At 40.8% G+C, this 26,706-nt stretch carries 26 protein-coding genes and 2 pseudogenes; 4 read left to right on the top strand and 24 right to left on the bottom strand.

The genetic code is table 11. The features are described from left to right. The first annotated feature begins 47 nt into the window (after positions 1 to 47). Positions 48 to 617, top strand: a complete 570-nt coding sequence (locus tag N1I86_RS14645; protein ID WP_341096920.1) for a manganese catalase family protein — start codon at positions 48 to 50, stop codon at positions 615 to 617. 24 nt (positions 618 to 641) lie between these two features. On the opposite strand, the gene N1I86_RS14640 is transcribed toward N1I86_RS14645, so the two are convergent. The 5 genes from N1I86_RS14640 to N1I86_RS14620 all read right to left on the bottom strand — a co-directional run bounded on the left by N1I86_RS14640 (position 642) and on the right by N1I86_RS14620 (position 4,850). Then, positions 642 to 1,097, bottom strand: a complete 456-nt coding sequence (locus N1I86_RS14640) for a DUF2663 family protein (RefSeq protein WP_341096918.1) — start codon at positions 1,095 to 1,097, stop codon at positions 642 to 644. A gap of 125 nt (positions 1,098 to 1,222) precedes the next feature. Then, entirely contained in the window at positions 1,223 to 1,579 is a 357-nt protein-coding gene (locus N1I86_RS14635; protein ID WP_341096916.1) for a LysM peptidoglycan-binding domain-containing protein, read from the bottom strand. A gap of 152 nt (positions 1,580 to 1,731) precedes the next feature. Then, positions 1,732 to 2,325, bottom strand: a complete 594-nt coding sequence (locus tag N1I86_RS14630) for a CPBP family intramembrane glutamic endopeptidase (RefSeq protein WP_341096913.1) — start codon at positions 2,323 to 2,325, stop codon at positions 1,732 to 1,734. After that, the gene (locus tag N1I86_RS14625) at positions 2,312 to 3,793 is read right to left on the bottom strand and encodes a RecQ family ATP-dependent DNA helicase (protein ID WP_341096911.1); all 1,482 of its coding nucleotides are present in this window, start codon (positions 3,791 to 3,793) and stop codon (positions 2,312 to 2,314) included. Before N1I86_RS14625 ends, N1I86_RS14630 begins: the two co-directional genes overlap by 14 nt. Continuing rightward, positions 3,783 to 4,850, bottom strand: coding sequence for a helix-turn-helix domain-containing protein (locus N1I86_RS14620; RefSeq protein ID WP_341096909.1), 1,068 nt, complete (start codon positions 4,848 to 4,850; stop codon positions 3,783 to 3,785). The genes N1I86_RS14625 and N1I86_RS14620 overlap by 11 nt, the downstream gene beginning before the upstream one ends. Positions 4,851 to 5,109: 259 nt before the next feature. On the opposite strand from N1I86_RS14620, the gene N1I86_RS14615 reads away from it, so the two are divergent. Continuing rightward, the gene (locus N1I86_RS14615; RefSeq protein ID WP_048623602.1) at positions 5,110 to 5,358 is read left to right on the top strand and encodes a ferredoxin; all 249 of its coding nucleotides are present in this window, start codon (positions 5,110 to 5,112) and stop codon (positions 5,356 to 5,358) included. Between the two features lie 369 nt (positions 5,359 to 5,727). Here N1I86_RS14615 and N1I86_RS16800 read toward each other — a convergent pair whose 3' ends face one another. Then, entirely contained in the window at positions 5,728 to 6,552 is an 825-nt protein-coding gene (locus N1I86_RS16800; RefSeq protein WP_416333754.1) for a methyl-accepting chemotaxis protein, read from the bottom strand. Between the two features lie 126 nt (positions 6,553 to 6,678). Further along, positions 6,679 to 7,416 (bottom strand): annotated as a pseudogene (locus tag N1I86_RS16795) (MCP four helix bundle domain-containing protein); the annotation flags it as partial. Positions 7,417 to 7,829: 413 nt separating this feature from the next. On the opposite strand from N1I86_RS16795, the gene N1I86_RS14605 reads away from it, so the two are divergent. Then, entirely contained in the window at positions 7,830 to 8,327 is a 498-nt protein-coding gene (locus N1I86_RS14605) for an inorganic diphosphatase (protein WP_048623604.1), read from the top strand. Between the two features lie 82 nt (positions 8,328 to 8,409). Here the strand turns inward: N1I86_RS14605 and N1I86_RS14600 are convergent, their stop codons facing one another. The 14 genes and pseudogenes from N1I86_RS14600 to N1I86_RS14535 all read right to left on the bottom strand — a co-directional run bounded on the left by N1I86_RS14600 (position 8,410) and on the right by N1I86_RS14535 (position 22,211). Further along, complete coding sequence (locus N1I86_RS14600) at positions 8,410 to 8,586, bottom strand: hypothetical protein (protein WP_156179247.1); 177 nt, start codon at positions 8,584 to 8,586, stop codon at positions 8,410 to 8,412. A gap of 240 nt (positions 8,587 to 8,826) precedes the next feature. Continuing rightward, positions 8,827 to 10,602 (bottom strand): ATP-binding protein, encoded by a 1,776-nt coding sequence (locus tag N1I86_RS14595; protein WP_341096903.1) that lies wholly within the window; start codon positions 10,600 to 10,602, stop codon positions 8,827 to 8,829. After that, entirely contained in the window at positions 10,599 to 11,303 is a 705-nt protein-coding gene (locus tag N1I86_RS14590; protein ID WP_169799157.1) for a response regulator transcription factor, read from the bottom strand. Before N1I86_RS14590 ends, N1I86_RS14595 begins: the two co-directional genes overlap by 4 nt. A 296-nt stretch (positions 11,304 to 11,599) precedes the next feature. After that, a pseudogene (locus N1I86_RS14585) lies at positions 11,600 to 12,720 on the bottom strand (RNA-guided endonuclease TnpB family protein). Positions 12,721 to 12,731: 11 nt separating this feature from the next. Next, on the bottom strand, positions 12,732 to 13,136 hold the full coding sequence (gene tnpA, locus N1I86_RS14580) for an IS200/IS605 family transposase (protein WP_341097377.1): 405 nt from the start codon (positions 13,134 to 13,136) through the stop codon (positions 12,732 to 12,734). Positions 13,137 to 13,298: 162 nt separating this feature from the next. After that, positions 13,299 to 14,483: a c-type cytochrome biogenesis protein CcsB gene (gene ccsB / locus N1I86_RS14575; protein WP_327824036.1), complete on the bottom strand. Its 1,185-nt coding sequence runs from the start codon at positions 14,481 to 14,483 to the stop codon at positions 13,299 to 13,301. Further along, positions 14,480 to 16,108, bottom strand: a complete 1,629-nt coding sequence (locus N1I86_RS14570; protein WP_341096900.1) for a cytochrome c biogenesis protein ResB — start codon at positions 16,106 to 16,108, stop codon at positions 14,480 to 14,482. The genes ccsB and N1I86_RS14570 overlap by 4 nt, the downstream gene beginning before the upstream one ends. Before the next feature lie 18 nt (positions 16,109 to 16,126). Further along, positions 16,127 to 16,660, bottom strand: a complete 534-nt coding sequence (gene resA / locus N1I86_RS14565; protein ID WP_003355205.1) for a thiol-disulfide oxidoreductase ResA — start codon at positions 16,658 to 16,660, stop codon at positions 16,127 to 16,129. A gap of 273 nt (positions 16,661 to 16,933) precedes the next feature. After that, the gene (locus tag N1I86_RS14560; RefSeq protein WP_327802851.1) at positions 16,934 to 17,659 is read right to left on the bottom strand and encodes a pseudouridine synthase; all 726 of its coding nucleotides are present in this window, start codon (positions 17,657 to 17,659) and stop codon (positions 16,934 to 16,936) included. Between the two features lie 629 nt (positions 17,660 to 18,288). Beyond that, a complete protein-coding gene (locus N1I86_RS14555) occupies positions 18,289 to 18,822 on the bottom strand; it encodes a spore maturation protein (protein WP_341096897.1) in 534 nt (177 codons plus the stop codon). 1 nt (position 18,823) lies between these two features. Next, the gene (locus N1I86_RS14550) at positions 18,824 to 19,414 is read right to left on the bottom strand and encodes a nucleoside recognition domain-containing protein (protein WP_003355209.1); all 591 of its coding nucleotides are present in this window, start codon (positions 19,412 to 19,414) and stop codon (positions 18,824 to 18,826) included. After that, entirely contained in the window at positions 19,407 to 20,549 is a 1,143-nt protein-coding gene (locus tag N1I86_RS14545) for a D-alanyl-D-alanine carboxypeptidase family protein (RefSeq protein ID WP_341096894.1), read from the bottom strand. Before N1I86_RS14545 ends, N1I86_RS14550 begins: the two co-directional genes overlap by 8 nt. Before the next feature lie 276 nt (positions 20,550 to 20,825). Continuing rightward, positions 20,826 to 21,416 (bottom strand): SMC-Scp complex subunit ScpB, encoded by a 591-nt coding sequence (gene scpB / locus N1I86_RS14540; protein ID WP_327802853.1) that lies wholly within the window; start codon positions 21,414 to 21,416, stop codon positions 20,826 to 20,828. 3 nt (positions 21,417 to 21,419) lie between these two features. After that, entirely contained in the window at positions 21,420 to 22,211 is a 792-nt protein-coding gene (locus N1I86_RS14535; protein ID WP_003355212.1) for a segregation/condensation protein A, read from the bottom strand. A 144-nt stretch (positions 22,212 to 22,355) separates the two neighbouring features. Here N1I86_RS14535 and N1I86_RS14530 point away from each other — a divergent pair, with 144 nt between their 5' ends. Continuing rightward, a complete protein-coding gene (locus tag N1I86_RS14530) occupies positions 22,356 to 22,898 on the top strand; it encodes a DUF309 domain-containing protein (RefSeq protein ID WP_270583123.1) in 543 nt (180 codons plus the stop codon). Positions 22,899 to 23,018: 120 nt separating this feature from the next. On the opposite strand, the gene N1I86_RS14525 is transcribed toward N1I86_RS14530, so the two are convergent. From N1I86_RS14525 to N1I86_RS14515, 3 genes are all read right to left on the bottom strand, one after another. Next, positions 23,019 to 23,387 (bottom strand): GNAT family N-acetyltransferase, encoded by a 369-nt coding sequence (locus tag N1I86_RS14525; protein WP_048623612.1) that lies wholly within the window; start codon positions 23,385 to 23,387, stop codon positions 23,019 to 23,021. 201 nt (positions 23,388 to 23,588) lie between these two features. Continuing rightward, a complete protein-coding gene (lysA, locus tag N1I86_RS14520; protein ID WP_270583124.1) occupies positions 23,589 to 24,911 on the bottom strand; it encodes a diaminopimelate decarboxylase in 1,323 nt (440 codons plus the stop codon). Between the two features lie 258 nt (positions 24,912 to 25,169). Then, a complete protein-coding gene (locus tag N1I86_RS14515; protein ID WP_003355217.1) occupies positions 25,170 to 26,657 on the bottom strand; it encodes a spore germination protein in 1,488 nt (495 codons plus the stop codon). Positions 26,658 to 26,706: the final 49 nt, after the last annotated feature.

Genomic DNA, 26,706 nt, shown 5'->3' with positions numbered 1-26,706 from the left:
CTTTCTAATCATGCCTGAAAGCAACAAGAAAGGAGTGTTGTCATTCTATGTGGGTGTACGAAAAAAAGCTTCAGTACCCAGTAAAGGTCAGCAGCTGCAACCCGATGCTGGCGAAATTTCTCATCGAACAATACGGGGGTGCAGATGGCGAATTAGCCGCAGCACTCCGATACTTAAATCAACGCTACACCATTCCCGATAAAGTCATTGGACTATTAACCGATATTGGAACGGAAGAATTGGCTCATCTTGAAATGATTGCCACCATGGTGTACAAATTAACCAAAGACGCTACACCGGAACAAATGAAAGAAGCGGGGTTAGGGGATCATTATGTGAATCACAGCGAAGCGTTATTTTATCAAAGCGCGTCCGGAAATCCTTGGAAAGCGGAATATATTCAGGCCAAAGGAGATCCGATCGCCGATTTGTATGAAGATATCGCAGCTGAAGAAAAAGCTCGAGCCACTTATCAATGGATTATTAATTTAAGTGATGACCCGGATTTAAACGATGGCCTTCGTTTTTTACGAGAACGCGAAATTGTGCATTCCCAGCGTTTTCGTGAAGCAGTAGAATTGATTAAAGAAGAAAGAGGCAAAAAACAGTTTTTCTAAAAGCGGGAAGGAGCGGCTTTCCCGCTATTTGCTTTCGTGATATAAATTAATGCCGAATTTTCTTTCCATCATTTCGAATATTTTATGCCTTTTTTCCCAAGCGTCATTTTTCCAAAGATCTTTGCTTTTATCAATGATTTCACAGCGAAGCGCATGAAACTCTTCCTCCGCTTTGTCTTTTTGATCGCGAAAAATTTTTACAGCTCCTAAAAGCGCTGCGCCCGCCAATAACAGCAGCATCATCATTCGACTGTCAAAAAAGGACGAAATAATTTGAAAAGCGGAATCGGAATATGGAATCAACAGCTTTTTATAAAACAAATAAATAAAAAGAAAGGTATAAAGGAAAAAGAGTGATAAAAAAAACATCTGCTTTTTGTGAAGTTTATCCAGCTTCCTTTTTCTTTCAATTAAATTTTGAAGCATTTGCTTCGTAGCCTCATCTGTTCCGTCATCCAACATCAAAAGAACTGAATCCATCCTTTCCCTCCTCCACACTCATTCTATGTACAAGCACTCATCGATATGATCAAATTTTGAAAGGAAAGGATGTTGACCCGCTCCAGCTCTTTACCAAAAAAAGACGAGAAAGGCTAAACAAAAACTTATTTTTCCAATGGGATTTTGAGTACCTGTCCCTCGTTAATATGATTGTCCTCTAAATGGTTGGCCGATTTAATCTTGTCGATTCCATCCTTTGTACCGTAATAATGAATAGAAATATCAGTAAGCGTCTCATTCGGCCGGACAATATGAGTCACCGTTTTTCTTTGTTTGCTTTTTAAAGTTTCTTTTTTTGATTGGTTGGATGTTGGACTGGCCGATTGATCGTGTCCGCTTGCGCTTTCTTCGGTAATAACCGATACGGAAGACAAAGGACGTTCTTTTTCCTTTATCGTGTTGTAACTAAATAGAATCGCCACCGGGAGAAAAATAAATAGAATGAGAAGTGTACGAAGCATAGAAAAGATTTTTTTTCTTGCTTTTTCTGCTTTCGATATTCTGTTCTGCTTAATGTTTTAGGCTCTTCTTCTTCTATTTCGGTCCATTCTTGCAATTTCAGCTCTTTTCGATGCTTTTCTGCCAATTCTCGATAAGGGTCTCTCTTCATGTATCATCCCTCTTCGTTTTTTTCCCTTTTATCTTTAAAATGAATGATGATTCCTAATGCGCAATCGATGACAAAATGCATGACGACCGTTACAGCCAAGTTTTCAGTCCATTCGTAAAAAAAGCCAATCCAAAAACTGAAGACGAAAACATTGACTGTAAGAAACCAATTGCTTAAATAACGAATATGGACTAAAGCAAAAAGAATGCTTGCCGTTGCGAATCCAAAGTGAGTTTGAAGAACTCCCCGAAAAAACATTTCCTCGCTGAAAGCAATAAGAGCCGTTATCCATACGATGGAGATCATGTTTAGCTTCGAAAATATTTTCTCATTGATCCCGCCATCATCAAAATATTGGTGGGGAAGCCATTTCATGAAGCAAAAATCAATCAAGACAACGGTCAAACCTCCGATTATTCCCCAGACAAGCCGCCGATCGCTCCAATCAAACAATTGAAAATAAGAGGAGAAGGAATCAAATAATAGCCAGATGCCGATTCCGGTAAAAGCAAGCAATAGACATTGTGTCCAATAAAGAGATTTCATGATATCTTGGTGCGTTAACTCCTCTAACAATAGTAACTTATTCTTTTTCATCGATTTTTCCTTCCATCAAAAGCAAGTTTTGTAGAATGGCCTCCCAATCATTCATTTCTTCTTGCCTGGACTGGCCGGCTGTCGATTCATAATAATCGAGAATATTCAGCCCACAGCAGTCGCAACACCTTTCCGGCTTCGATCCAATCTTTTCATGAAAATATAAAAGAACTCCTTCTCTACGGCAAGAAGTGCTATGGATCCACTGGACCATTTGACTCAATTTCCTGCGCTTCTTACGGATCTGCTCATTTTTGTCTCTTTGGATATACTCCCATTTTTTTTCGAATGAAAAATCTTTGTATAGTTCCTCATAGTGAAGAAGATAACGATACTGGACATCCGTCAGTTGTAGAACAGCCGCCGCTTCCTTTTTTAAGTTCGGCTCATATGTAAGGAATGCTTCAATTTGTTTGTCCGTAGGCAATTCCGTTTCCATTAAACGCTCGTGTATGCGTTCATCTCCGTCGGCGTACAACAAGATCGCCAAACTTCTTTTACCATCACGACCAGCGCGGCCAATTTCCTGCAAGTACGATTCCATTTGACCCGGTGGATGGAAATGGACGACGAATCGAATATCGTTTTTATTGATCCCCATCCCAAACGCGCTCGTTGCACAGATAATCTCCAACTCGTTAAATAAAAATTGCTGCTGTATTAAGATTCTTTCGTCCTGTTCCATTCCGCCATGATAAACGCCTACTTTTTTTATCCCTTCTTGTTCGAGCCAATAAGCCGTTTCTTCGGCGGCCTTCTTGCTGGAAAAATAAATAATGCCTGGTTTTTGTACGTTTTTGACAATCTCCAAAAGACTGTCCAGCTTTTCTTTATAACTTTCGCAATGTTGAACACTCATCGCAATATTGGCTCGGTCAACCGAACAGATCCATTGATTCGCATCTTGAAGATGTAAATACTTCATGATGTCCGTTCTCACTTCTTCTGTTGCGGTCGCCGTCAGCGCAAGCGTCAATGGCCGGTTCAATAATTCACGTGCTTCGCCGATTTTTAAATAATCAGGACGAAAATCGTGCCCCCATTGAGAAATGCAGTGGGCTTCGTCCACTACAAACAATGAAAGGCGGATTTTGGATAATTCATGCAACACCCGTTGATTAGAAAGCATCTCAGGAGACATAAAAACAAAACGGAATTGCCCTAAACGGGAAAGTGCACGTTTTTTTTCTTCAAAGGAGAGGAAAGAGTTCAAAGCAATAACCCTTTTTTCCCCTCGCATCTTCATTTGTTCCATTTGATCTTGCATTAAAGAAAGAAGAGGTGAAATGATAATACACGTACCGTCTAATATGTAGGCCGGCAGTTGGTAGCAAAGTGATTTCCCTGTCCCGGTTGGAAGCATGGCGAGTGTATCTTTTCCTTCAAGCAGTGAAGTAATGACTTCTTTCTGTCCGGTTCGAAATGACGAATAGCCAAATTGTTTTCGTAATAACAGTTCAAGTTCCATGTTGATTCACTATCCTTCCATACTTCGCTAGAACAAGACGAATTTGAAAGTAAGATAAATGAGGAAGAATTTCCTTAATATCCTTTAATTTTTTACTGGTGAGTGTCTTTGCTACTTTTTCAAAGGCCTCCAACTCTTTTCTTTCAATAAATGGATCTATGGAAAAATCGGGAACATTTAAGGCAATCTCAACGAGGTGATCTTCGATTGTATTCCGCTTCAGTCCGCGCACATGTGCGATCTGTTCAACAGATAGCCCCCTCTGAAATAGTTCGTATGTTTTTTTTGCTGATTTTGTCAATACAACCGGCTGTTTTAAATCTAGCAGCATTTCATATAAAATGGGAAATTTTTTCGGATGATGAAGCGCAGAGTGTATCATAAAATGAATCCAATGAGAAAATCGCAGCCAATATTCCGGTTCTTCTATTCCCAATTGTTTTGCTGTTTGCGCCGCCGTTTTTCCAATTCGTTCGTATCCTGACAAGCGAAAAACGAACAGACGCGGATCTTCTACTTTTTCACTTTGCAATAATTCATATAGTTCGCGATATAGTTGTACACCTGTATCCGTCCGATTTACCTTCCGGCTCAAAAGCCATTTTTTCACCCACATTTGAACTTGGTCATTCCTCTCTGCCGGATAAAAGACAGATTCTTCATGAATTAAATAGGAAACGGTTTGAACGAGCAAGTTTAATCGTTTCCAAAAGACCGACGCCATCGAATGTAAAGGCCAGCCATCCAAATACGGAAGGGCTGAGTTTTTGATCCAAAATTCTTCTAATTCACTTTTTCCTTTTGGAAGCAAAAAGGCTCTTTCGCCATTTTCCATATAGCACCATTGTTGATCACACATTCGCTTAATCTCTTTTTCGAAATCGTTTCTATTCAAATACGGAACGGCGGAAAACCACTTTGTTAATTGATAAAAATGCACATCTTGGATGGATTGCAGTGATTTTTTTCCTTTCAGAATGTGAAAAATAGAATAGACCGTTCGCTCCCCATGGATTTTTTCAAAGCAATGCAGCAAAACCGCTTGAAACAAGTTCAAAGATCTTTTCCTCCAGCTCTTTGTTGATTTAGTCCATATGGCCTTCCAAGAACACGTTATGATTCCACTATTAATAGCAGCCGTCTTCTATTTTAACATGAAATTCGACATCCATTGTTCTATCACCTCCATCGTAAGCGTTTCAATTGATTTGTTGGCTCTTTTCTATTGAAAAGTTTTGTTAACAGCTTTACAATGAAGATGGAGACGTTAAATCCGACTAAATTTCTCAAGATAGCTTTGTTAGGAGGAACAATCTATGGCAAAATATACAATTGTAGATAAAGATACATGCATCGCATGTGGTGCTTGCGGGGCCGCTGCTCCTGACATCTATGATTATGATGACGAAGGACTTGCATTTGTAGTATTGGATGATAACCAAGGAACAGCGGAAGTACCTGAGGTACTGCTTGATGATATGCAAGATGCATTCGAGGGATGCCCTACCGATTCCATCAAAGTAGCAGACGAACCTTTCGATGGAGACCCGCTGAAATTTGAATAAAAATCCAGTGTCTGCTTCAATCGTTTTTCGCTTAGATGAATTGCAAGACTAATCAGACAATTCCATCAAAATGAAAAGACGTTCCGACTGAAAATAAAAAACCTTTCAGTTAAAAAGATGCTTCATCCTTTTAGCTGGAAGGTTTTTTTGCTGAAGATCGAATACCAAAAACCGGTATGAGACACAATGCTTAAAAGATCCGTGTTCCGACTCGTTTTCGAACTTGACAGTTTCTAAAAAGCCATGAACGAACAATTAAAATTCAAAAGGGGGGATGTCCGTTTTCTCACATGCAGGAAAGCAGCTTCACATGATCCAACGGACATTCCCAAACAGTATAGCCACCCTTTCTGATAATGATGGGGTTCCCTAATGTTTGACATGAAAATGATGGATCGCTTCATCCAGGCTTTGTACTTCTGCTTCCATTTGCTGAATTCCATTGGCTACTTGTTCAATGGATGAGGACGATTCCTCAGCAGTAGCCGTAACTTGTTCAAAGCCGGCGGCAGATTCTTCTGATACTGCTGCTATATTTTCAATAGCCGACGTAATGTCTTTCGTATGGTCTAAAATATCATATAAGTTCGTAGACATTTCTTCTACTTGCTCAAATACCCGTTCAATACTTTGATAAATTTGATGGAAGGATTCGCCTGTTGATTGAATGGATTGGCGGCCTCCTTCTACTGTTCCATATCCTGCTTTCAGCGCTTGAACCACTTTTCCTGTTTCGTTTTGCACTTCCGAAATAATGGCTGTGATGTCAGCCACCGAATGATTCACCCCTTCTGCCAATTTTCTTACCTCCTCCGCCACGACGGCAAAGCCACGTCCACTTTCACCTGCTCGCGCTGCCTCAATGGCTGCATTAAGAGCAAGCAAATTCGTTTGTTCGGAAATGTCTTCAATCACATTGACCAATTTGCTGATGTTTTCGGTTTTTTTGTTCAACCCTTCCACTAGCTGGAGCGCTTCATTTACCGTAATGGAGATGTGGTTCATTTCTTCTACGGATTGGTTCATTTTTTGTCTGCCTTGATCGGCCAGTTCTTTCATTTGTTCGGCTTTTGTTTTCACTTCTTCCCCTTTTAACGAGGAATCCATTAACATTTTCATGAATTTTTCCATATCGCTCGATAATTTTTGGTTAGAATTGGCCTGTTCTTGAATGCCGTTTGAAAGATCTTCCATCGTTGTGGCGATTTGCACGGCACCTTCTTTTACGTCAAATGAATATTTAGCCATTTTTTCACTGTGTGTTAATAAGTTGGCGGAGACACTTTGCACTCCGGAGATGGTCCTTTTTAGATGATCGTTCATCACGTTTAAAGCGTCCACCAACTCCCCTATCTCATCTTTATTTTTTAACTGCAATGGTTCTTTTGGAAGAGTGCCCTGTGCAATCATCAGAAGACGATCTTTTGCACGAACAATCGGACTTGAAATGATCTTTGTAAATATTTGAGTGACGACTAAACTGATGACAATGATCACGATAGCTAATGTCAAACCCCAGCCTGCTATGGTATTGCTATTGGAAATGATTTCATTTCCATTAGCGTGAATATTACTTTTTTCCTTTTGGGCAATGGAATCAAAATCAGCCATGATCTTTTGAGCGATCGGCTCCGCTTTTTGTTGCAACGCAGCCCGGGCTTCTTTTACTTTTCCTTGATCATAGGCTTTAATGACGTCATTGAGTACTAGAGATCGCCACTCCTTACTGTCCGCAATAACGGCTTTCATTTCCTTCGATGGATGGTCGCTTAAAATCGAGTCGGAAATGGCTTTGCTAGATTCCGTATATTGATTAAACTCATCCTTATATTTAGGATCTCCATAAAGAACATAAGCTCTGGCAAGAGCAATACGTTGCGAAATATTAAAACGCAGTTCTTGCTCCGCAACCAGCTGAGGAACTTGAGTTTTGATCATATTCTCCGTTTTCTGATTCACGGTTTGGGAAGACACAAAGTAAATAACGGACATAATCGTCGACATGATGATTAAAATGCCGAAACCTAAATATAGTTTTCTTTTTATTGTTTTAAACATTATGCCCCCTCCTTCATTTTTCAAAATGCATTCAAGTGGACTCGATCTATTTTACCATAAAACAGGAATATAGTACCATGTAAAAGAGTATAAGGAAGTAAAATGGAATCCGTGTATCGGAAAACGGGTTGTTTGTCGGTCTAAAACAGGATCCTTCATTGATTTTTTCGACAGAGAGCAAAAAATCTTTACCCCTTATTAGAAAAAAGAACGAGGGGAGCGGACGGCCATCCATAGTCCGACGCGATTCGTCCTCTGCTCACTTGCGAACACTCTTGATGCGGAATCTTTTCGCTTTTGAATGCCAGAATTTATAGTATGAATATTCCAAAAATATATAGAATTGTTTGCCTCTCCCTACTTATTCCACTATAATGAAATAGTATACATAGTGTATAGGAGGTATTAGGTTCATGACGGTGAAAAACCAAATAGTAGAGGCGTTTATCGAAATTCCTACCGGAAGCCAAAACAAATATGAGTTTGATAAAGAACGAGGAATTTTTAAATTAGACCGTGTTTTATTTTCGCCAATGTTTTACCCAGCAGAGTACGGTTATTTAGAAAATACGTTGGCTTTGGATGGAGATCCGCTGGACATTCTAGTATTGGTGACAAATCCTACTTTCCCTGGATGTGTCATTGATACTCGTGTCATTGGCTATTTGAACATGATCGACAGCGGCGAAGAAGATGCTAAACTAATCGGTGTGCCTGTAGAAGATCCTCGTTTTGATGAAATCCATTCAATCGACGACTTACCGCAGCATAAACTAAAAGAAATCGCTCATTTCTTCGAACGCTATAAAGATTTGCAAGGCAAAAAAACCGAAATCGGCACTTGGGAAGGACCTGAAAAAGCCGCTAAACTGATCGAAGAATGCCGAGCACGCTACGAAGAAAACAAATAAAAAGCAGGATGTTTCACCTGCTCTCTTTTAAACCGATTTTTTCAAAAAAGACTAACGGACGCTCTTGGCGTCCTTTTTCTTTTTACGGAGCTGTACCTTTCTCTGCAGACCACAGTCTGTAATCACCAAAACTAAGAGCATGTTTTTCTCCTGTACTGCTGCTGGTCTTGGCATAAGCAAGCCTTCCTCCAATGATCAGTATTCCGATGCAAGCCCCCATCGCTATTACGATGACCAACCGCTTTAAGTAATCCCGCATTCTGATCCTCCTCGGCAATTCTTTCACCATAAAACGTTATGATTCCAAATGACAAATTAGACCGCTTCATTTTATGTAAGCGATTCCATTCCAAAACAAAAAAAGGGTCAACCTCCTTTATGATTAGATGATGATTCAATAAGGTCGACCCTTTCTATTCGCGTATAAAGGAAGATGTTTCCCATGTAACAAGATTTATCGCCATCATTCCCACATATGAATGGGTTTTCGACAGTTTGATTAATAAGGAAGATAAAAGGAGAATGTCGTTCCTTCACCCAACTTGCTTTGAACTCTGATGCTTCCTCCATGAGCTTCCACGATGTTTTTCGCAATCGCAAGCCCTAATCCAGTGCCGGATCGGCCGCGAGTCCTGGCTTTATCGGCTTTATAGAAGCGTTCAAACACGAACGGCAGATCTTCTTCCGGAATACCCGATCCGGAATCGATTACGTAAATGACAACGCCTTTCTGTTTTTTCTCCATATCCACCTTGACAAAACCGCCTTTAGGAGTATGGCGGAGAGCATTGTCAATCAAATTCGTCAACACTTGCTCAATGCGGTCCGGATCGATATTGGCGGCAAAAGATGGCTTGTCCCAATCGAACAGTAAACGAACTTCTTGATCCTTCGCCAATCCTTGAAACTTGTTCGTGACTCTTTTGATAAAAGCCGGAATTTCTACTTCTCTTTTTTGTAAGTTGGTATGCCCGGCTTCCATTCTCGCTAAATCTAATAATTCGTTGACCAGCCTTTTCATTCGCAATGATTCTTCATAGATGATTTTCACAATTTCCTTCTTTTCTTCATCCGTCGCTGCGATGTCATCAATAATGGCTTCACTGTACCCTTGAAGCAAGGAAATAGGCGTTCTCAGCTCGTGGGAAACGTTGGCGATAAAATCTTTACGGAGCTTGTCCAGTCTGCGTTCTTCCGTCATATCCCGAACAACCGCTACAGCCCCCCGAACCGTTTCTCCACTGTATAAAGGGCTCACAATGACGACATACGTTCTTCCTTGAACAGTCAATTCACCTATTTGCTCTGATTCCTCCCGACGGAAAACTTTTCCCAATAATTCTTGAATAAGAGTCGGGGCGGTTTCCGTTTGTTCATCTTCTCTGTGCTCATAATACCAGTTTTGCAAAAAACGATCGGCCGGAGGATTCGTAATCAAAATCGTGCCATCTCGGTTAAAAGTGATCACTCCGTCTGCCATACTGCGCAAAATGCTGGCCAGCTGTTCTTTTTCCTGGTTAAGAGCATTCATGTTAAACTTAAGCCGTTTTGCCATGTGATTAAAAGCGATGCCTAACTCCCCGATTTCGTCAGACGTTAAAATCGGAACTTTCGCATCGAATTTTCCTTTTGCAAAAGAGCTCGTTGCTTCCCTCATCTTCCGCAAAGGGGCCGTAATCCGGGTGGATAAGAAAAAGGCAAACACCGTTGTCAAGAAAATCGCAATGCCGGCCGCCAATATAATCAGTTTAGTCGTCTGCTCCGACGTCTCCTTAATCACTTCCAACGACTGATAAAGGAACACTGCTCCATTTTCATTCGGAGACATTTTCAGAGGAACTCCCACTACAATCGAATTTTCATAGCGATTGGAAAATTTTTTCCCACCATGGATGTTGATTTCTTTTTGGACATATTTTTTATTCTTGAAAACTTTGGACAATTGCTTGTCGTGTATGATGACGCTGCGGTCCAGTTTATCTTTCGGAGAAATATTGGGCGAATATAAAAAGGTGTCCTTATTCTTAGCAATAATGACATGAACATGTGAATCGACAATTTCCCATGCCATTTCCGTACCGATTTTTTCATTTGGATGGTGGGCCAGGATGTCCGCAATTTTTTCCGCGGTATTAGATAATTCCTTTTCCACCTGATTGACGTGGTAATTTTCGAAAAAACCTAACAGCAAAATGGTAAGAACAAATAAGACAAAGGACACCAAGAGCAAGATGGTCGCCCATAATTTTCCTACAATACTTCTCCAAAATTTCATTCAGGCTTTACCTCGAATTTATAGCCTACTCCCCAAACGGTTACAATCATCTTAGCGGCTTTTTCAGACACTTTGTTCAGCTTTTCCCGCAGCCGTTTTACGTGAGTGTCGACAGTACGCAAATCGCCAAAGAACTCATAATGCCAAACTTCCTTTAATAAGTGCTCGCGATCAAACACTTTATCCGGCGTTTTGGCCAGAAAATACAGAAGTTCGTATTCTTTCGGTGTTAAATTTACTTCTTTTCCGTCCGCAGTTACACGGTGGGCATCATTGTCAATGACTAAATGGGGATACACGATCATGTCCTTAGCAGAAGCGTTCGTATGCAAATAACTTGTCGTAGAAGCACGTCTCAGCAGCGCTTTTACCCTCAGCACAACTTCACGCGGGCTAAAAGGCTTTACGACGTAATCATCTGCTCCGACTTCAAATCCTTGCACACGATTTGCTTCTTCGCCTTTAGCCGTCAGCATGATGACAGGAGTAGCTTTCTTTTCTCTTAACTCTTTGCATACTTCCACACCGTCTTTACCGGGCATCATGAGATCAAGAATGATGCAATCATAATCAGTGGTTAACGCTTTGTCTAACGCAGTATTTCCGTCGGCTGCCTCATCTATCACAAAATTTTCCTTTTCCAAATACATTTTCAATAGTCGCCGAATTCTTTCCTCATCGTCGACAATTAAAATTTTCATCTCTTCTTCCACTTTATTTCCCTCCTAGTCTAAACTAGTTGTTCATCCCCGCTTTATGCTAAACAAGTAAGGAGGAGCAGAAACTCTTTGCTCCGTTAAATGACGGGCCACATGCTTCATTTTAATAGGAAAAAAGCCTCTTTTAAAAGGGAAGGATTGAACTTTTTATGAACATCGACAAAATCTGATTGTGAACTACCCGCTACCTACGCTTCGCTTAGAGGTGAGGGCTTCTAAGGTAATCGCACCTAACGGTACGAAATTTACTTAGCTATCGAGCCTGTTCCATGCTCTATTTATGATGATGCTAATGCCAACAGTCGCAATCCTTCACGCTTGATATTGATAGAAGCATTCCAATCTCTATCTGCTACAAAACCACAATCACAATGGAATATGCGCTCAGAAAGAGATAGAGACTCCTTTACTTGACCGCAACATGAACAAGTTTTGGATGATGGAAACCACTTATCTATTTTGATAAGCTTTTTCCCCTGCTCCTCTAACTTGTATTGGAGAAATTTCGTGAACATGCCCCATGCATGATCAGCAACGCTTTTGCCGAAATTGAGTGCTTGGGACATTTCCTTCATGTTGAGGTCTTCGATAACCACGCAATCATATAGTTTCGCTAATTTGTGCGATTCCTTATGTAGAAAGTCTTTTCGTTGGTTCGCAATTCTTTCATGTAGCTTCGCCACTTTTAGTCGTTGCTTGTGCCAACGATTAGAACCTTTCTTTCTGCGTGATAGAACACGCTGTTCTTTCGCTAATTTTCCCAAGGCTTGGCGATAGAAACGAGGGTAATTGGCTGTCTTACCTTCTTCACTATCGACCAATAAACCGTTCATGGAAAAATCTAAGCCAATCACAGCTTGTACTTCTTTTTGTACAGATTGATGTTCGTATTCAGTGAGAATAGAAACATAGTATTTTCCTGTTTTTGTTCGAGAAACCGTACAAGACTTGATGATATGATGTGACGGAATTTCTTGATGTTGTTTGATTTTTACAAGTTTCAGTTTCGGTAATTTGATATAACCATCCAAAAGCATAATGTTTCCGTTGACCACGTTGGTTGTGTAGGACTGTCTCGCCTTTCGGCTTTTGAACTTCGGAAATTCAGCACGACCAGAGAAGAAGTTTTGGTATGCCTTCTGCAAATTCAGTTGAGCGTTTGCCAACGCAAGGCTGTCTACTTCTTTGAGCCATGGAAATTCCTTTTTGTACTTTGCAGGAGTCGGGAATTTTTTTGCTTTTTCAAGGCTTCTTTGTCGTCCTTGAATGGTTCATATGTTTCCATTTGTTCAGCCAACATTTTGTTGTAGACGAAACGAACGCAGCCGAAGGTTTTTGTAAGAAGTTGCTCTTGTTCTTGTGTTGGGTACAGAGGAAATTTATATGCTTTGTTTGCCATATCGAATCACCTCACTTCCTCCCTTGATTTTCTATATACTGCTTTATCACTTCAATGGGCGCACCACCTGTTGTAAGTAAGCAAAAGCTTCTTGACCAAAAATACTCTTTCCAAAGTTTTCTTTTCACTTGTGTATAATGCTTTTTGATAAGTCGAGAACTTGCACTTTTATAGGCATTGATGAACTTTGATAGTTCACTATTCGGGTGTGCCTTGAACAAAATATGCACATGGTCAAGATCGTGATTCCATTCGCCCAAGGAAATATTGTAATGTTCACCAAGTCGAATAAACATATCTTTTGCATAGTCAGATATGGGATCATCAATCACTTGTCTGCGATATTTTACGACCAGAACAAGATGATAATACAAAAGGAATACCGAATGATTATTATTATCTAATTCCGTTGATATAACAGCCTTTCATTTATATAAATACTGATTATATCGTAGTACAAAAAAGAGACAACTTTAGGCTAAGCCTAACCGAAATTCATCTCCCACTTTCACTGGTGCTTCCGCACCTTCACGTTTTGAAGTAGGGGACTTCTTTCGGAGGGAAGTTAAAATCGGCTGCTACGCATAAGAATGCAGCCCGGCAATGACGAGATTGACCGCCACTAAGTTAAACATGATAATGATAAATCCGATCACCGCCATCCATGCGGATCGTTCTCCATGCCAGCCTTTGGAAAGACGCAAATGCAAAAAAGCAGCATAAAACAGCCAGGTAATAAGAGCCCAAACCTCTTTCGGGTCCCATCCCCAAAACCTTGTCCACGCAATTTGCGCCCAAATCATGGCAAAAATCAAAGCGCCTAAAGTGAAAACAGGAAAACCGATTAAAACAGCGCGGTAGCTGATTTCATCTACTAAGTCCAAGCTGATGTTTTGGACAAAAGGCTGCAGTAAAGCGGCTATTCGTTTTCTAGTGATCACTCGAATCAGCACGTATAGAATGGTGCCTGCTATCAACGACCAAATCACTGTATTCAGTTTTTTGGCATTAATGATAGCCGGAACGTAGAAAAGTGGATTCATAACGTTTTTCGTTTGCAAATCACCCTCATGAGGACCGATCAAAGCAGGCAGATTATATACCACTTCCGCCGGCTGTCCTTCTTTATTGACATACTGAAAAGCGGCTTCATAATCCATTATACGGAAAATGGTTGTCACCGCCACAAAACCGATGACCGCCACCAGTCCGTACATAATGACTTCCAGCCAAAAAGTCCGTTTGCTCGCTTTTGATTGATCCACCACTTTGATTAAATAAATGAGCCCGGCAATAAAACTGATGGATAAAATCCCTTCTCCTGCCGCCGCTGTCGTAACATGAATATGAAGCCAATCGCTTTGCAACGCGGGGATTAATGGACTGATTTCTCTTGGAAACATGCTCGCATAAGCGATGATAATGACCGCGACAGGAAGAGCGAAAAGGCCAAGTGCAGGCAAACGATAAATAAAATAAATAATGATAAAGGCCCCTACTAACATCATGCCAAAAAACGTCGTAAATTCAAATAAGTCACTCACCGGTGCATGCCCGGCAGCAGCCCATCTAGTAAAAAAATATCCGACTTGAGCGATAAAACCGACGATGGTGATCAAAATTCCTATTTTCGCCCAGCGATTAGGTTCCTTTACCATTTCAGCGTTTTTAGAGCGGATGGATCCGCCAAAAAAAAGCGTTGCTACTAAATACAGAATAAAAGCGGTATATAATAAATTACTGCTTAAATGTGCTAGCGTCACGCTTCTTCCCCCTTTTCAGATTGGTCAACCGGCACCGGCAATTGGGTTCCTTCTAGAATAGACGAAATTTCTTTTTTTAATCCATACCAGTTTTTATTTGTATGAGCAGCAATATAAACTTCGCCATCTACTTTTCTAATCCAAATCCTGCGATGATTCCAATAAGCGCCTTGAATGACGCCGATCATAAAAATCGCTCCCCCCAGGGCTAAAATCCAAAGAGTTAAATCTTTATGGACTGTCAATGCAGAGACATTCCGTGTTTCAAGGCTTTTAAACTTCATTTTATAATCGGTTGTACCAAGCGGCTCGATAGTCTGCCTGATCGCTACAAAACTCACTTCTCCATCAGGATGCTCAGGCGAAAACATTTTAAATAAGAAAGCAGGATTATTCGGAATCGGAGATTTGGATTGTGGCTCACCATTATTGGCAAATCCTGAAAAATCAGGATAATAACCCATTAATTTTACTTTATAGCCATGTCCTAACGAATACGTTTCTTTAGGTTGAAAAAGATCCACTTTTACCGTTCCGAACTCTTTGCCTGTTTTTTTGTCCGTTAAAGTGAACACCATCGCTTTTGGTTCGCCCAGTTTAAAGGAAGATTGGTAAATCGCGTAATGATCCAATTTGATTGGATGGTTGACACGGATGGCTCCTTCCTTTATCTTTTTTAATTTCGGTGGCGCTCCCGGCAGCCCTTGATTTTCATTTTTATAAAGAACTACATTGGATTGATAGTTTTTAGCGATGTTTCCAACGCGATCAATTGCTTGGTTAAAAACTTCCGGATCTTTCTTTTTGCTGTATTCCTGCAAAATAAATTTTTTATTTTGAACATAATATTTTCCGTTTGTCCCCGGAACCTCCAAGGTTTCCCCTTCCCTTATCCAAAGAAGCTTGTCTACATACATGCCGTCAACCGAACGCAACATAGCTCCAAATAAGAAAATGATCAAACCGATATGATTCACATAAGGTCCCCAGCGGGAAAAGCGTCCTTTTTCCGCCAACAGGGCTTCATCATCCATTCGGATACGGTAATGTTTTTTTTCCAGCTTTTTCTTGATTTTTTCGATGTCTTCATGAAAGTGATGGGCGGAACTTTGAGCAAACAAACGTTGCTTCTTCATAAAGGACTCATGTCGAACCACCCTTTGATTTCTTAAAGCGCGGTACAACGGGATGACCCTGTCAAGACTACAGATGACAAGTGAAACTCCGATTAAAGCAATGAGCGTTATATACCAGACAGAGTTGTAAAGATCGTAAAAACCAAGCTTATAATAAATTTCCCCCAACGTTCCATAGACTTGTTTGTAATAATCTCCCGGGTCCACATTTTGAGGAATATACATTTTTTGAGGAAAAATCGTCCCGATGGCACTGGCAATCAACGTGACAATAATGAGGATAACTCCTACTTTAACAGAAGAAAAAAAGTTCCATATTTTATCAATGATCGTTTTATGATAAGTTTGGGAACGTCGAGCGCTTCCTTCGTAGCGCATATTATAAAGTTTGCTTTGTTTCGCTTCTTCCGTAAGTGCTCTCCCGCACGCTTCACAAAGAATAGTGCCATGAGGATTTACGTGGCCGCATTCACATTTCACCTTTTCCATAGTATTTCTCCTCTAACATTATGGTTTAATTTCCGCCAATTTTTCTCGCACTTGTTCCTCATTTTGAAGCCCGCCGATGATGACTTCTTTCACTCTTCCTTTTGAATCAATCAGAAAAGTAGTCGGCAAAGGATCGACTCCGTACGCTCTCAGCACCTCCTTATTGCCATCAATCATGATTGGAAATGTGAGATGGTATTGTTCGGCAAATTTTTTTACTACTAAATCAGGTTCACCGACATTGACAGCGAGGATTTCTACTCCTTTGCTTTTATACTCCTTTCCTACTTTTTCCAAATCCGGCATTTCTTTTTTGCATGGCTCGCACCATGTCCCCCAAAAATTAAGAAAAACTCCTTTTCCTTTGTAATCAGAAAGCTTATGTTCTTTCCCATGCAAATCTTTCAAGACAAAATCAGGGGCTTGATCCCCCTTTTGAACGGACCCTTTCTCATCTCTTGTTAAATTGGCATAAAGTGTATAGCCAACTGCAGCGGCTAAGATGAGGAGAATGATCGTCCGTACCAAAAGGCGTCTTTTCTTTTTATCCACATCAGCACCTCCATCTGATGAAACGATTTCTTCTTCATAGAAGAAAATGCTTCCGTCACATCGTTCATTCAGTATGTACAACAAAGGAAGCGGCCGTTGTCAAAGCAGTGCCTTAAGGCAGTCCGGCCGGATGCGCCGTATTTTTTGAATAATGGTAAAAGTTTGATCTTTTTCAAAAATGAGACAATCATAGAATTTACATTCATTATACCATTTATTCCTTTATTGAATAGGAGAATGAAGCTTCGCGAATTTTATATTTTGAAAACCTCTTCATTCTCCTCTCAGCGCCAGTTCTCTCAGCTGCTTCACTTCATGAGGAGATAATTCACGAAACTCTCCGGCATTTAAACCTTGCAGCGTCAAAAAAGCAAAACGTTCTCTTCTTAATTTCAATACAGGATAGCCAATTTTTTCAAACATTCGTCTAACTTGCCTATTTCTTCCCTCATGAATCGTGATTTCAACAATGGCGGTATTCTTTTTGCGGTCGCCACTTAAGAATTTGACTTTAGCGGGTGCCGTCATCCCGTCTTCCAATTCCACCCCTTTTTCCAACTGCTTTAAGGCTGGACGAGGAGGAATGCCTTTCAGTTTGGCAATATAAGTCTTTTCAATTTTATAGCGAGGATGCATGAGCAGATTGGCGAATTCTCCGTCATTCGTCAACAGCAACAAACCTGAAGTATCATAATCAAGACGTCCAATTGGATAAATTCTCTTGTCCACATGAGGAAAGAAATCGATCACCGTTTTCCGTCCTTTATCATCTCGAACCGAAGAAATCACACCTCTAGGTTTGTACAGCAGAAAATACACTTTTTCTTCCCTTTCAACAGGAATGCCTTCTACTTCAATCTTATCGCTGTCTGAAACTTTCGTACCAAGTTCCGTAACTACTTCTCCATTTACTTTTACTTTTCCTTCTACTATCAGCTGCTCGGCTTTTCTTCTTGAAGCAATTCCTGCCTGAGCAATCACCTTTTGCAATCTTTCCATTTCCATCACCTCTACTGATTTCCTTAGTTGACATTCCTTACTGCATTATCACATATCGTTCTAAAAAAGCAAAGATGAATGTCATGAACGCAAAACGGGACGCTGTCTAACTGTTTTTCGTCGATCTTTCGATGGACGGGTCATGCATTGAAATTTCAGTGGCAACATAAAAAAACGGGACTGCCCCAATAGTCAGTAAAATGACTAAGAGGTGCCCCCTTTTTTCATGTGAAGCTTTCTATCAAACATATTTGTGAACGAGAAAATCACTCGCTTTTCGTGTCTTGATCCGTGACACGCCTCGCACGTCCCTCGCTGCTAGGGATCTCGCCCGCTTCGCAATCATCACAGTAAAATGTTATCCGAGACAAATAAAAAAATCGCCATTTCCATGTATGCGGATGAAAGAAGTTCATATGAAAAACGGCAGCTGATACCAGGTTGCAATGTTTAGATCGGACCTTGAAACCCGTTCCTTAAAGATCAACGGACACCGGTTGCTTCACCTCGCATTTGGAAAAACGGAAATCGTCCTGTCCGCCTAAGCCAAATCCAGATATTAGCGGATGCGGGTTACGGAGAAAAACCAACTATTTATACACTTTTCGAAAAATCATATAAACCGGAGATCAGGAACCAAAAACGAGAGTCACCACGATGACAGCAACTATAAATCCCGCCAAATCTGCCAAAAGTCCGACTTTTAAGGCATCCCCCATTTTTTTTACCCCAACGGCTCCAAAATAAACAGTCAAAACGTACATCGTTGTATCCGTGCTTCCTTGAATTACCGAAGCCAATCGGCCAATATACGAATCAGGGCCGTGAGTCGAAATCAAATCGGTCATCATTCCAAGCGCCGCATTGCCGGAAATTGGTCTAATTAAGGCAAGAGGAATGATTTCAGGTGGAATCCCTGCTTTTAACAATAAGGGTTTTATGCAGCCAACCAAAGATTCCAGAGCGCCGGATGCCCGAAAAATGCCTATCGACACCATCATCCCCACTAAATAAGGAATAATGGAAAAAGCCATTTGAATCCCTTCTTTCCCACCTTCCACGAACGTTTCATACGTCGGTACTTTTTTCATTGTTCCGTACAGTAATATAAAACCTATAATAAAAGGAATGAGCCATAAGGATATGGCGGATATCCACTGCATATTATTTCACTCCGTTTTTCCTTCGATAATAAAAATACCGGTCAATTAAAATGCCAAAAATAGCGGAAAATACAGTGGAAACCAATGTTGGACCAACAATTTCAGTCGGCGAGGAAGAATGGTAAGTGATACGGACCGCGATTACCGTCGTAGGAATCAAGGTAATGCTCGATGTATTAATAGCCAAAAATGTAATCATCGAGCGGCTGGCTGTCTCCTTTCCGCCATTCAACTTTTTCAACTGCTCCATCGCTTTTATTCCAAGGGGTGTTGCTGCATTCCCAAGTCCGAATAAATTGGCCATCATATTGGATACAATATATCCTAATGCAGGATGGTCGGGAGGCACTTCGGGAAAAAGCCGCCTCACGAGCGGGCGAAAGGCTTTGGACATTTTATCAAGCAAACCGGATTCTTGGGCGATTCTCATCATGCCGAGCCAAAATACTAATACACTGATCAATCCAATGCACAACGTGACTGCTTGGCCGGCTGTTTCGAAGATGGCTTCATTCACTTTATCCATATTTCCATTCACCATCGCAAATAGCAAGCCAACGATCGTCATTCCCACCCATATATAGTTAACCATTTGTTTTCACACCCATCTGCATCGCAAACAAGTCTTTCCAGTACTGTATCCAACCTTTTTTCTCTGTTTTAACAGGTTCAAAATAAATCGGAATGGACCGAACTTGACGATGATCAAAATAGACAACAGCTCGACCTACTAATGAAGGCACATTTCGGCCTTTCTTCCAAGCCTTTTTAGGCTTTAGCAATTCATAATTTACTTCTACTTTTTTTTCTTCTTTTTTGGTGAGAGGCAGTACCACTTCTTTCTTTGTGTAAACTCGTCCTTTATAAAAAGAATTTTTTACTTCGTCAATTTTTCCTTTTGGCAAAACTACTTTTGGATCGTAACGATCAAATGCATAGTCAAACATTTTTATATGATCATCCCAATCATTTGGATCATCCAAAGTGACGGCAATTAAATCAAAGTCTCCTTTTTGGGCAGTAGATACAAGCGTCCTTTTCGCTTTTTTGGTATATCCTGTTTTTCCACCCGTACTATATGGATATTTTTCCGTCAACAGTTTGTTTTTATTTTTCCAGACCCTGTCCCAATCCCCCCTGGGGTCAGGCACTTTGTACACTTTTGTACCTGCAATTTTCCGATAGGTTTTATTTTGCATTGCATATTTCGTTAACAGCGCCATATCGTAAGCCGTAGAAAAATGATCATCCGAATCATCAAGACCGTGTGGATTCGAAAAATGAGTGTTTTTCATGCCGATCTCTTTCGCTTTTTGATTCATGAGAAAAACGAATCCTTCTACGCTTCCCCCCACGTGTTCCGCAATCGCAACAGCTGCGTCATTTCCTGATCTAAGCATTAATCCATAAACAAGGTCTTTCAGTTTTATTTTTTCTCCTGGTTGTAAATATAGGGAAGAGCCTTCTGTATGAACGGCACGCTCAGACACTTTGACTGTATCATTTAATTTTCCGGATTCAATTGCCACGATGGCCGTCATGATTTTCGTAATACTGGCAATCCGCTTAATCTCGTGGGGGTCTTTCTCATATAATATACGGCCGCTGTTTTGATCCATCAAAACGGCGCTTTTAGCGCTGATCGATAGTTTCGCCTCTACCGGCTTGGACCATAAAGGAACAAGCAGCAAAAGGGAGAAACATATGTAAACCATACTCCTTTTCATTTCCGCCCTCTCCTTCTGTTGTTTGTACAAGTCTATGCAGAAGAAATCGGCATATGATGAAAAGTTGTCGCATTCTTCATTGCACACACGGGAAAAAATCGAGTAGAGAGAGGGAATTCCGGCAGCTGTTTTTTCATTGGAATCATTTACGGCAATGTTTCTATATTCTTTCACTCCTCATAAACAAATAAAAAAGGCAAAAGTGATTTCATTTTAAAATCACTTTTGCCCTTGCAAAAAATGTTTTGATTTTCAATTTACTATATCGTAAAGGAATTATTCTTCAATTTGTAATGTTTCCTGGAATTTTTCAAAAAATAAATCCGCATCCTGCTGATATTCCTCTTCCTCAGGCTGACGGAGCGGTGGCAATTCGTTTAAATCTTTCAGTCCGAAGTAGTCGAGAAACTCATTCGTAGTGCCGTACAAAATCGGTCTTCCCGGGCTTTCTTTTCTTCCGACTTCTTTTATCAATCCTTTCGATATGAGCGTCTGAATAGGACGCTCCGTTTGGACGCCGCGAATCTCCTCAATCTCTACTTTCGTTATGGGTTGTTTATAAGCGACGATGGCCAGCGTTTCCAGCGCCGCTTGCGACAATGACTGAGGCCGCGCCGTTTCAACCATCTTTTTTAAATAAGGAGCATTTTCTTTTTTAGTAGCAAGCTGGAACGTATGGGCCCACTCGATGATCTGTAATCCTCGTTGTTCATTGTTTTCATATTCTTGCTTTAGATCATTGACAATGTCCATGGCTTCGTATTCTTCAATTTCCAATACATCCGCGATTTGCTTTAACGTCAATCCTTCGTCTCCGGCAGCAAAAAGCAAACTCTCTAAGATGCTTTTCCAATGAATCAATTCCAATCGTTATGCTCCTCCTTTCACTGCCAAGAAAATTTCCGAAAAATTTTCATCCTGTTCCGCCACTATTTGGTTTCTTTTCATCAACTCCAAGATAGCCAAAAACGTCACGACGATCACTTCTTTGCCGGTATCAGAGAATAATTCGGAAAATTTTTGCCGTTTTCCGGTTGAGCGCAGCGTCTTTAAAATTTCATCCATTTTTTCTTCAATCGGAATTTCTTCTCTGGCAATTTTGGCCGAAAGTGGCCGTTTCAGTTTTTTCCTCCGCAGCATTTTGTGATAAGCGGCGATCATATCATATACGGTGACCTGTAAATCTTTCAGCGGAGCCTCCTCTTTGGCATAGGACGATAAGTCTGCCGGAGGTTTCGTGAAGATTTGTCCTCTTTCTGCTTCCTTTTCTTTTAACAGCTTGGCTGCCTCTTTAAATTGTTTATATTCTATCAACTTTGTCACTAGTTCTTCTCGAGGATCTTCCGGTTCCCAATCCTCAATGTCTTCGACGATTTCTTCTTCTTGCTTTGGAAGCAGCATTTTACTCTTTATCGCTAACAGCGTTGCCGCCATGACTAAATATTCGCTGGCTACATCGAGCTCGAGCTCTTTCATCGTATGAATATACAGCATATATTGCTCTGTAATTTCCGCCATTGGAATGTCATAAATATCGATTTCCAGATGCTGGATTAAATGAAGAAGCAAATCTAAAGGCCCTTCAAACCCTTCAACTTTTACATTAATCTGCATATTATCACCAATTCTAAAAAGCAGAAGATATTTCTTCTTTAAGATCATGAGATTGGTACATGCTCCATACCAACATTAATAGTATAGTGGATCCCCTGCTTGTTCTCCAAGTTTTATTTTCATTATACTTTTTCCATCATTCATGTTAAGCTATATTTGAATTGCGAAAAATCAATCTGAGGTGTACCCGAATTGACCTATCCCGTTTCTTACTTATTGTATTTAGCCCATTTTCATCTGGATCATGATTACTTTGAATGTCATGAAATATTAGAAGAATATTGGAAAAATGAAACACAACAAAAACGCGACTCCGTTTGGGTCTTGCTGATTCAAATTGCCGTTTCCTGCTATCACCATCGCCGTGGAAATTTCAAGGGGGCCGGTAAATTGCTGTCGAAGGTCCAAACACAGCTGAAAAAAAATCGAAAAGAACTCTTTCAGCTCGGAATCGATCCGGACCGTCTTTCACATTTACTTTTATCCCGTTATCAAGACATTCTGAATCAGAAAGAGTTTCGGCCGTTTGCTCTCCCATTGAACAATCCCAACGTGAAAAATCAGTATATGCAATTAGCCCGACAATTTTCTATTTCCAACTGGAGTGACATCCGCAATAGAAAGTACATTGTCAACCGACATTCGCTGCGCGATCGTTCCAGTATCATTGAGAACCGTCTGAAGTCACTGGAAAAGCGGCATAATTCCGGTGCCGCCGCATGGAAAAAATGCTGAACTTCGTTCAAGATCTTTTTTAATCTTTTCAAACTTCTTAAAAATCCGCCATAACGATTTCGGGCGGCAGGCGTAAAAAAAGAGTGCCCAATCTTTGGAACACTCTTTTACCACATTTGATTAAGCATCATCTTCATTTAACTCGCAATTATCGAAGAACGCAGCTGTATACTCGTTTGGTTTCAGCTGCTTATCACTGTGAAGTTCTTTGAGAGCTTTCAGCATCGCTTTTCCGATTCCTTCTTGACGATAGGAAGGATTGACACAAATATGTTGAATTTCAGCAATATTTCCTTCTTTTAGTTGAATTCCAACGACTCCGACAATATCTTCTTTATCTTCTTTTTTCCATAAATACAGCTGCCATTGATCATCAGTTTCGTATGTTTTCATGGTTTGCTGTAGCTTTTTAACGTCCTTTTCATTAGGCATGAACGATAACAAGCCCATTGCAATTTTTTCAAAAGACTTTTTATAACGAATAAGCATTCTTAATCCCTCTTAAGTTCGTGTATTTCCGCTACACTCTTTCCATTCATCCAATGACATAGCTGTAACTATATTACTAAAATTTATCGAAGGAATCAACTTATGGTTGCGAAATGGAAATATATGCCTGAACGAATCCGTCGTCTAGCCAAAATAGGCGTAAGATGCTTCTTCCCGTTCTCCACCTCTTCTATCCTTTCATTACGCGTTTTCAACGGAGACCGTAAGCGGTAAGTCCAATTTCACCAAATCCTCATAGCTTTCCCTTTTGATCACAAGACGCGCTTCGCCGTTTTCGACAAATATCACAGCCGGCCGTGGAATTCGATTATAATTATTGGCCATGGAATAACCATATGCTCCCGTACAAAAAACGGCTAAAATGTCTTTATGGTTCGGTTTTGGAACAGGCAAGTCCCATATCAGCATGTCGCCAGACTCGCAGCATTTTCCCGCAACGGATACCGTTTCTTCTACAGGATCATTCATCCGATTGGCAATGACAGCCTCATATTTGGCATCGTAAAGAGCCGGCCGAATATTATCTGACATTCCCCCATCAATGGCCATATATTTCCTCACTTCAGGAATATCCTTCATTGAACCGATTGTATACAATGTCATTCCGGCATCTCCCACAAGAGAACGCCCCGGCTCAATCCAAATTTCCGGCATTGTTAAATGAAGGAGCTCCGTTTGCTGTTTCACTTCATGGATAATTTCTTCCACATAGCGGGACGGTTCAAGCGGATCATCCTCGCTCGTATATCTTATGCCGAACCCACCGCCTAAATTAAGAACTTCAGGCTGAAACTGATACTTTTCTTTCCATTCCGCCATCTTGGTCAACAATTTTTTGGCCGCCAGCTTAAACCCAGTCGTTTCGAAAATTTGAGAACCGATGTGGCAATGAAGACCAAGAACATTTAAATAAGGTGAGCGAAGGGCCATTTTCAGCGCATCCTCGCTTTGTCCGCTGTTTAAATCAAACCCAAATTTGGAATCTTCCTGCCCTGTTAAAATATAGTCATGAGTATGAGCTTCCACTCCAGGCGTCACGCGCAGCAAAACATTTACTTGTTTGTCTTTCTTTTTGCATAATTGCTGCAAGAGTTCAAGTTCATAAAAATTATCAACGACAATGCACCCGATCTCGTAATCAAGCGCCATTTCCAACTCTTCTTCGCTTTTGTTATTGCCATGAAAATGAATTTTTTCACGTGGAAAATCTGCCTTAATAGCCGTGTACAGCTCACCGGCAGAAACAACGTCAAGCGATAGTCCTTCCTGATCTGCCAACTGAAGCATGGCTATGGAAGAAAATGCCTTGCTGGCGTACGCAACCTGAGCCTTAACCCCCAACCGTTCAAATGTATTTTTAAATCCGCGCGCCCTGTTTCGGATCATGGCAACATCATATACATACAGCGGTGTACCGTATGTTTTCGCCAATTCTACCACATCTGCGCCGCCAAATACTAAATGCCCTTTCTCATTAATGGCAGCTGAAGCATGTTCTACCATTTTTATCCCTCATTCCGTCATCCGATTTCTGATATAATCACCGCAAGATTCTGATAAATCTATTGATGAAAACAATCGACAGCCGAACACTGTCGATTGATCTCGTTTCATAAAAAAGATAAATGTAATATAACATATATTTGAAATCAGCTCAACTTCAAGATTACCACTTTGTTCCTCTGTCCTATTTATTACTTGTTTTCAGCCTATTCAAAACAGAGTAAATCAATATGGCAGGGAAGTTTTAACTGATTTCGATCATGATGATTTGGTCGGCTGTTTGTATCGATCTTGCGGGTGAACAATGCTCGGACGAATTTTTTCTCCCGGAACCGGACGTCTTACCAACACATTTAACAACGCTTTTGGATTAAAAGGGATAAACGGCCATAAATAAGGTGTATTTAATGAACGAATACTGGCCAGATAGATGAGAAAAACGGTGCTACCGATGACAAATCCCGGAACTTTAAAAAGGACTACCATAATGAGAAGAAACATTCTTGCCAACGTATTGGCAATGCTTAATTCATAGCTGGGAGTCGTAAAGGTCCCGATGGCTGCGACGGATACATATAAAATGACTTCCGGAACAAATAGTCCAACTTCCACTGCAATTTCACCGATCATCACGGCTGCAATCAGCCCCATAGCCGTTGATAACGGCGTCGGTGTATGAATGGCCGCTATTCTGAATAATTCGATTCCCATGTCTGCTAAAAAGAGCTGAACCACTACAGGAATATGCGACTTTTTGTGGGGGCCTATATAATCGATTTGATCCGGAAGCAAGGATGGATCTTTCACACATAAATACCAAAGAGGCAACAGAAAGATGGAAATAAAAATGCCGATAAAGCGCGTCCATCGTACAAATGTCCCTACGGCTGCTGCCTCCCGGTATTCCTCGGCATGCTGGACATGATGGAAAAACGTTGCAGGAGTTAAAATAACGCTTGGCGATGTATCCACAATAATCATCACATGCCCTTCCAATAAATGGGCGGAAGCGATATCGGCTCTTTCTGTATAACGAACGAGTGGATATGGGGTATAGCCTTGCTTCAGCAAAAATTCTTCTACTATTTTATCGGCCATGGGCAAGCCGTCGATATTAATGTTTTCAAGCTCTTGCCTGATCACGTTGACTAAGTCGGGATTAGCCACATCTTTAATATATCCAATGGCTACATCCGTTTTGGAACGCTCCCCTATTTTCAATAACTCGAACCGCAATCGTTCATCACGGATTCTCCTTCTTGTTAATGCCGTATTCATAATGATATTTTCCACATAGCCATCACGGGAGCCTCGCACAACTTTTTCGGTGTCCGGCTCTTCCGGCTGTCTGCCTGGATAATGCCGAACATCGACAATAAAGGCCTCTTCTTCCCCTTCCACTAAAATGGCTACAAGCCCGGATAGTACTTGATCCACCATTTCATCAATCGTTTTCACTTTCTGAACCGATTGATTGACAATTCGGTTTTCCACGATTTCTTTTACTCGAATGGTATTTCTTTCTGTATCGTTGAGACGAGTCAAAAACATCAAAATACCTGTAATAAAGGAAGTATCGCATAGACCGTTCACATAATATAGATGAACGTTTTTTCTGATGATTTTTAGTTTCCGAACACCGAGATCAAAGCTAGTGCCCAATCCCACCCTTTCTTTCATCATTTCTTCAAGATGAGAAAGGTCTTTAGGAATGGTGGTTTTCGTATTGAGATCTTGCTTTCCCATTGTTAAACGCTCCCTTCCAATGTATCAACAAAACAAACATATTTTTTAT

It is taken from the genome of Bacillus sp. FSL W8-0116 (assembly GCF_038003825.1).
GTDB classification, from domain to species: Bacteria; Bacillota; Bacilli; order Bacillales; family DSM-4216; genus Bacillus_O; species Bacillus_O smithii.
Note: the sequence above shows the minus strand (reverse complement) of the source record. Positions and strands in the feature narration are given on the sequence as shown.

Bases quoted from the DNA above. Each gene is read 5' to 3' on its own strand.
- N1I86_RS14515 (WP_003355217.1), bottom strand. From the start codon at position 26,657: ATGGGAAAGCAAGATCTCAATACGAAAACCACCATTCCTAAAGACCTT.
- N1I86_RS14550 (WP_003355209.1), bottom strand. From the start codon at position 19,414: ATGGTTAACTATATATGGGTGGGAATGACGATCGTTGGCTTGCTATTT.
- N1I86_RS16800 (WP_416333754.1), bottom strand. From the start codon at position 6,552: ATGGAAGATCTTTCAAACGGCATTCAAGAACAGGCCAATTCTAACCAA.
- N1I86_RS14605 (WP_048623604.1), top strand. From the start codon at position 7,830: ATGACGGTGAAAAACCAAATAGTAGAGGCGTTTATCGAAATTCCTACC.
- N1I86_RS14625 (WP_341096911.1), bottom strand. From the start codon at position 3,793: ATGGAACTTGAACTGTTATTACGAAAACAATTTGGCTATTCGTCATTT.
- N1I86_RS14545 (WP_341096894.1), bottom strand. From the start codon at position 20,549: ATGAAAAGGAGTATGGTTTACATATGTTTCTCCCTTTTGCTGCTTGTT.
- N1I86_RS14640 (WP_341096918.1), bottom strand. From the start codon at position 1,097: ATGGATTCAGTTCTTTTGATGTTGGATGACGGAACAGATGAGGCTACG.
- N1I86_RS14535 (WP_003355212.1), bottom strand. From the start codon at position 22,211: ATGATCTTAAAGAAGAAATATCTTCTGCTTTTTAGAATTGGTGATAAT.
- N1I86_RS14560 (WP_327802851.1), bottom strand. From the start codon at position 17,659: ATGGAAAGATTGCAAAAGGTGATTGCTCAGGCAGGAATTGCTTCAAGA.
- N1I86_RS14570 (WP_341096900.1), bottom strand. From the start codon at position 16,108: ATGGAAAAGGTGAAATGTGAATGCGGCCACGTAAATCCTCATGGCACT.
- N1I86_RS14630 (WP_341096913.1), bottom strand. From the start codon at position 2,325: ATGAAAAAGAATAAGTTACTATTGTTAGAGGAGTTAACGCACCAAGAT.
- lysA (WP_270583124.1), bottom strand. From the start codon at position 24,911: ATGGTAGAACATGCTTCAGCTGCCATTAATGAGAAAGGGCATTTAGTA.
- N1I86_RS14645 (WP_341096920.1), top strand. From the start codon at position 48: ATGTGGGTGTACGAAAAAAAGCTTCAGTACCCAGTAAAGGTCAGCAGC.
- N1I86_RS14590 (WP_169799157.1), bottom strand. From the start codon at position 11,303: ATGAAAATTTTAATTGTCGACGATGAGGAAAGAATTCGGCGACTATTG.
- N1I86_RS14615 (WP_048623602.1), top strand. From the start codon at position 5,110: ATGGCAAAATATACAATTGTAGATAAAGATACATGCATCGCATGTGGT.
- N1I86_RS14600 (WP_156179247.1), bottom strand. From the start codon at position 8,586: ATGCGGGATTACTTAAAGCGGTTGGTCATCGTAATAGCGATGGGGGCT.
- N1I86_RS14525 (WP_048623612.1), bottom strand. From the start codon at position 23,387: ATGCTTATTCGTTATAAAAAGTCTTTTGAAAAAATTGCAATGGGCTTG.
- N1I86_RS14635 (WP_341096916.1), bottom strand. From the start codon at position 1,579: ATGCTTCGTACACTTCTCATTCTATTTATTTTTCTCCCGGTGGCGATT.
- N1I86_RS14595 (WP_341096903.1), bottom strand. From the start codon at position 10,602: ATGAAATTTTGGAGAAGTATTGTAGGAAAATTATGGGCGACCATCTTG.
- N1I86_RS14555 (WP_341096897.1), bottom strand. From the start codon at position 18,822: ATGCAGTGGATATCCGCCATATCCTTATGGCTCATTCCTTTTATTATA.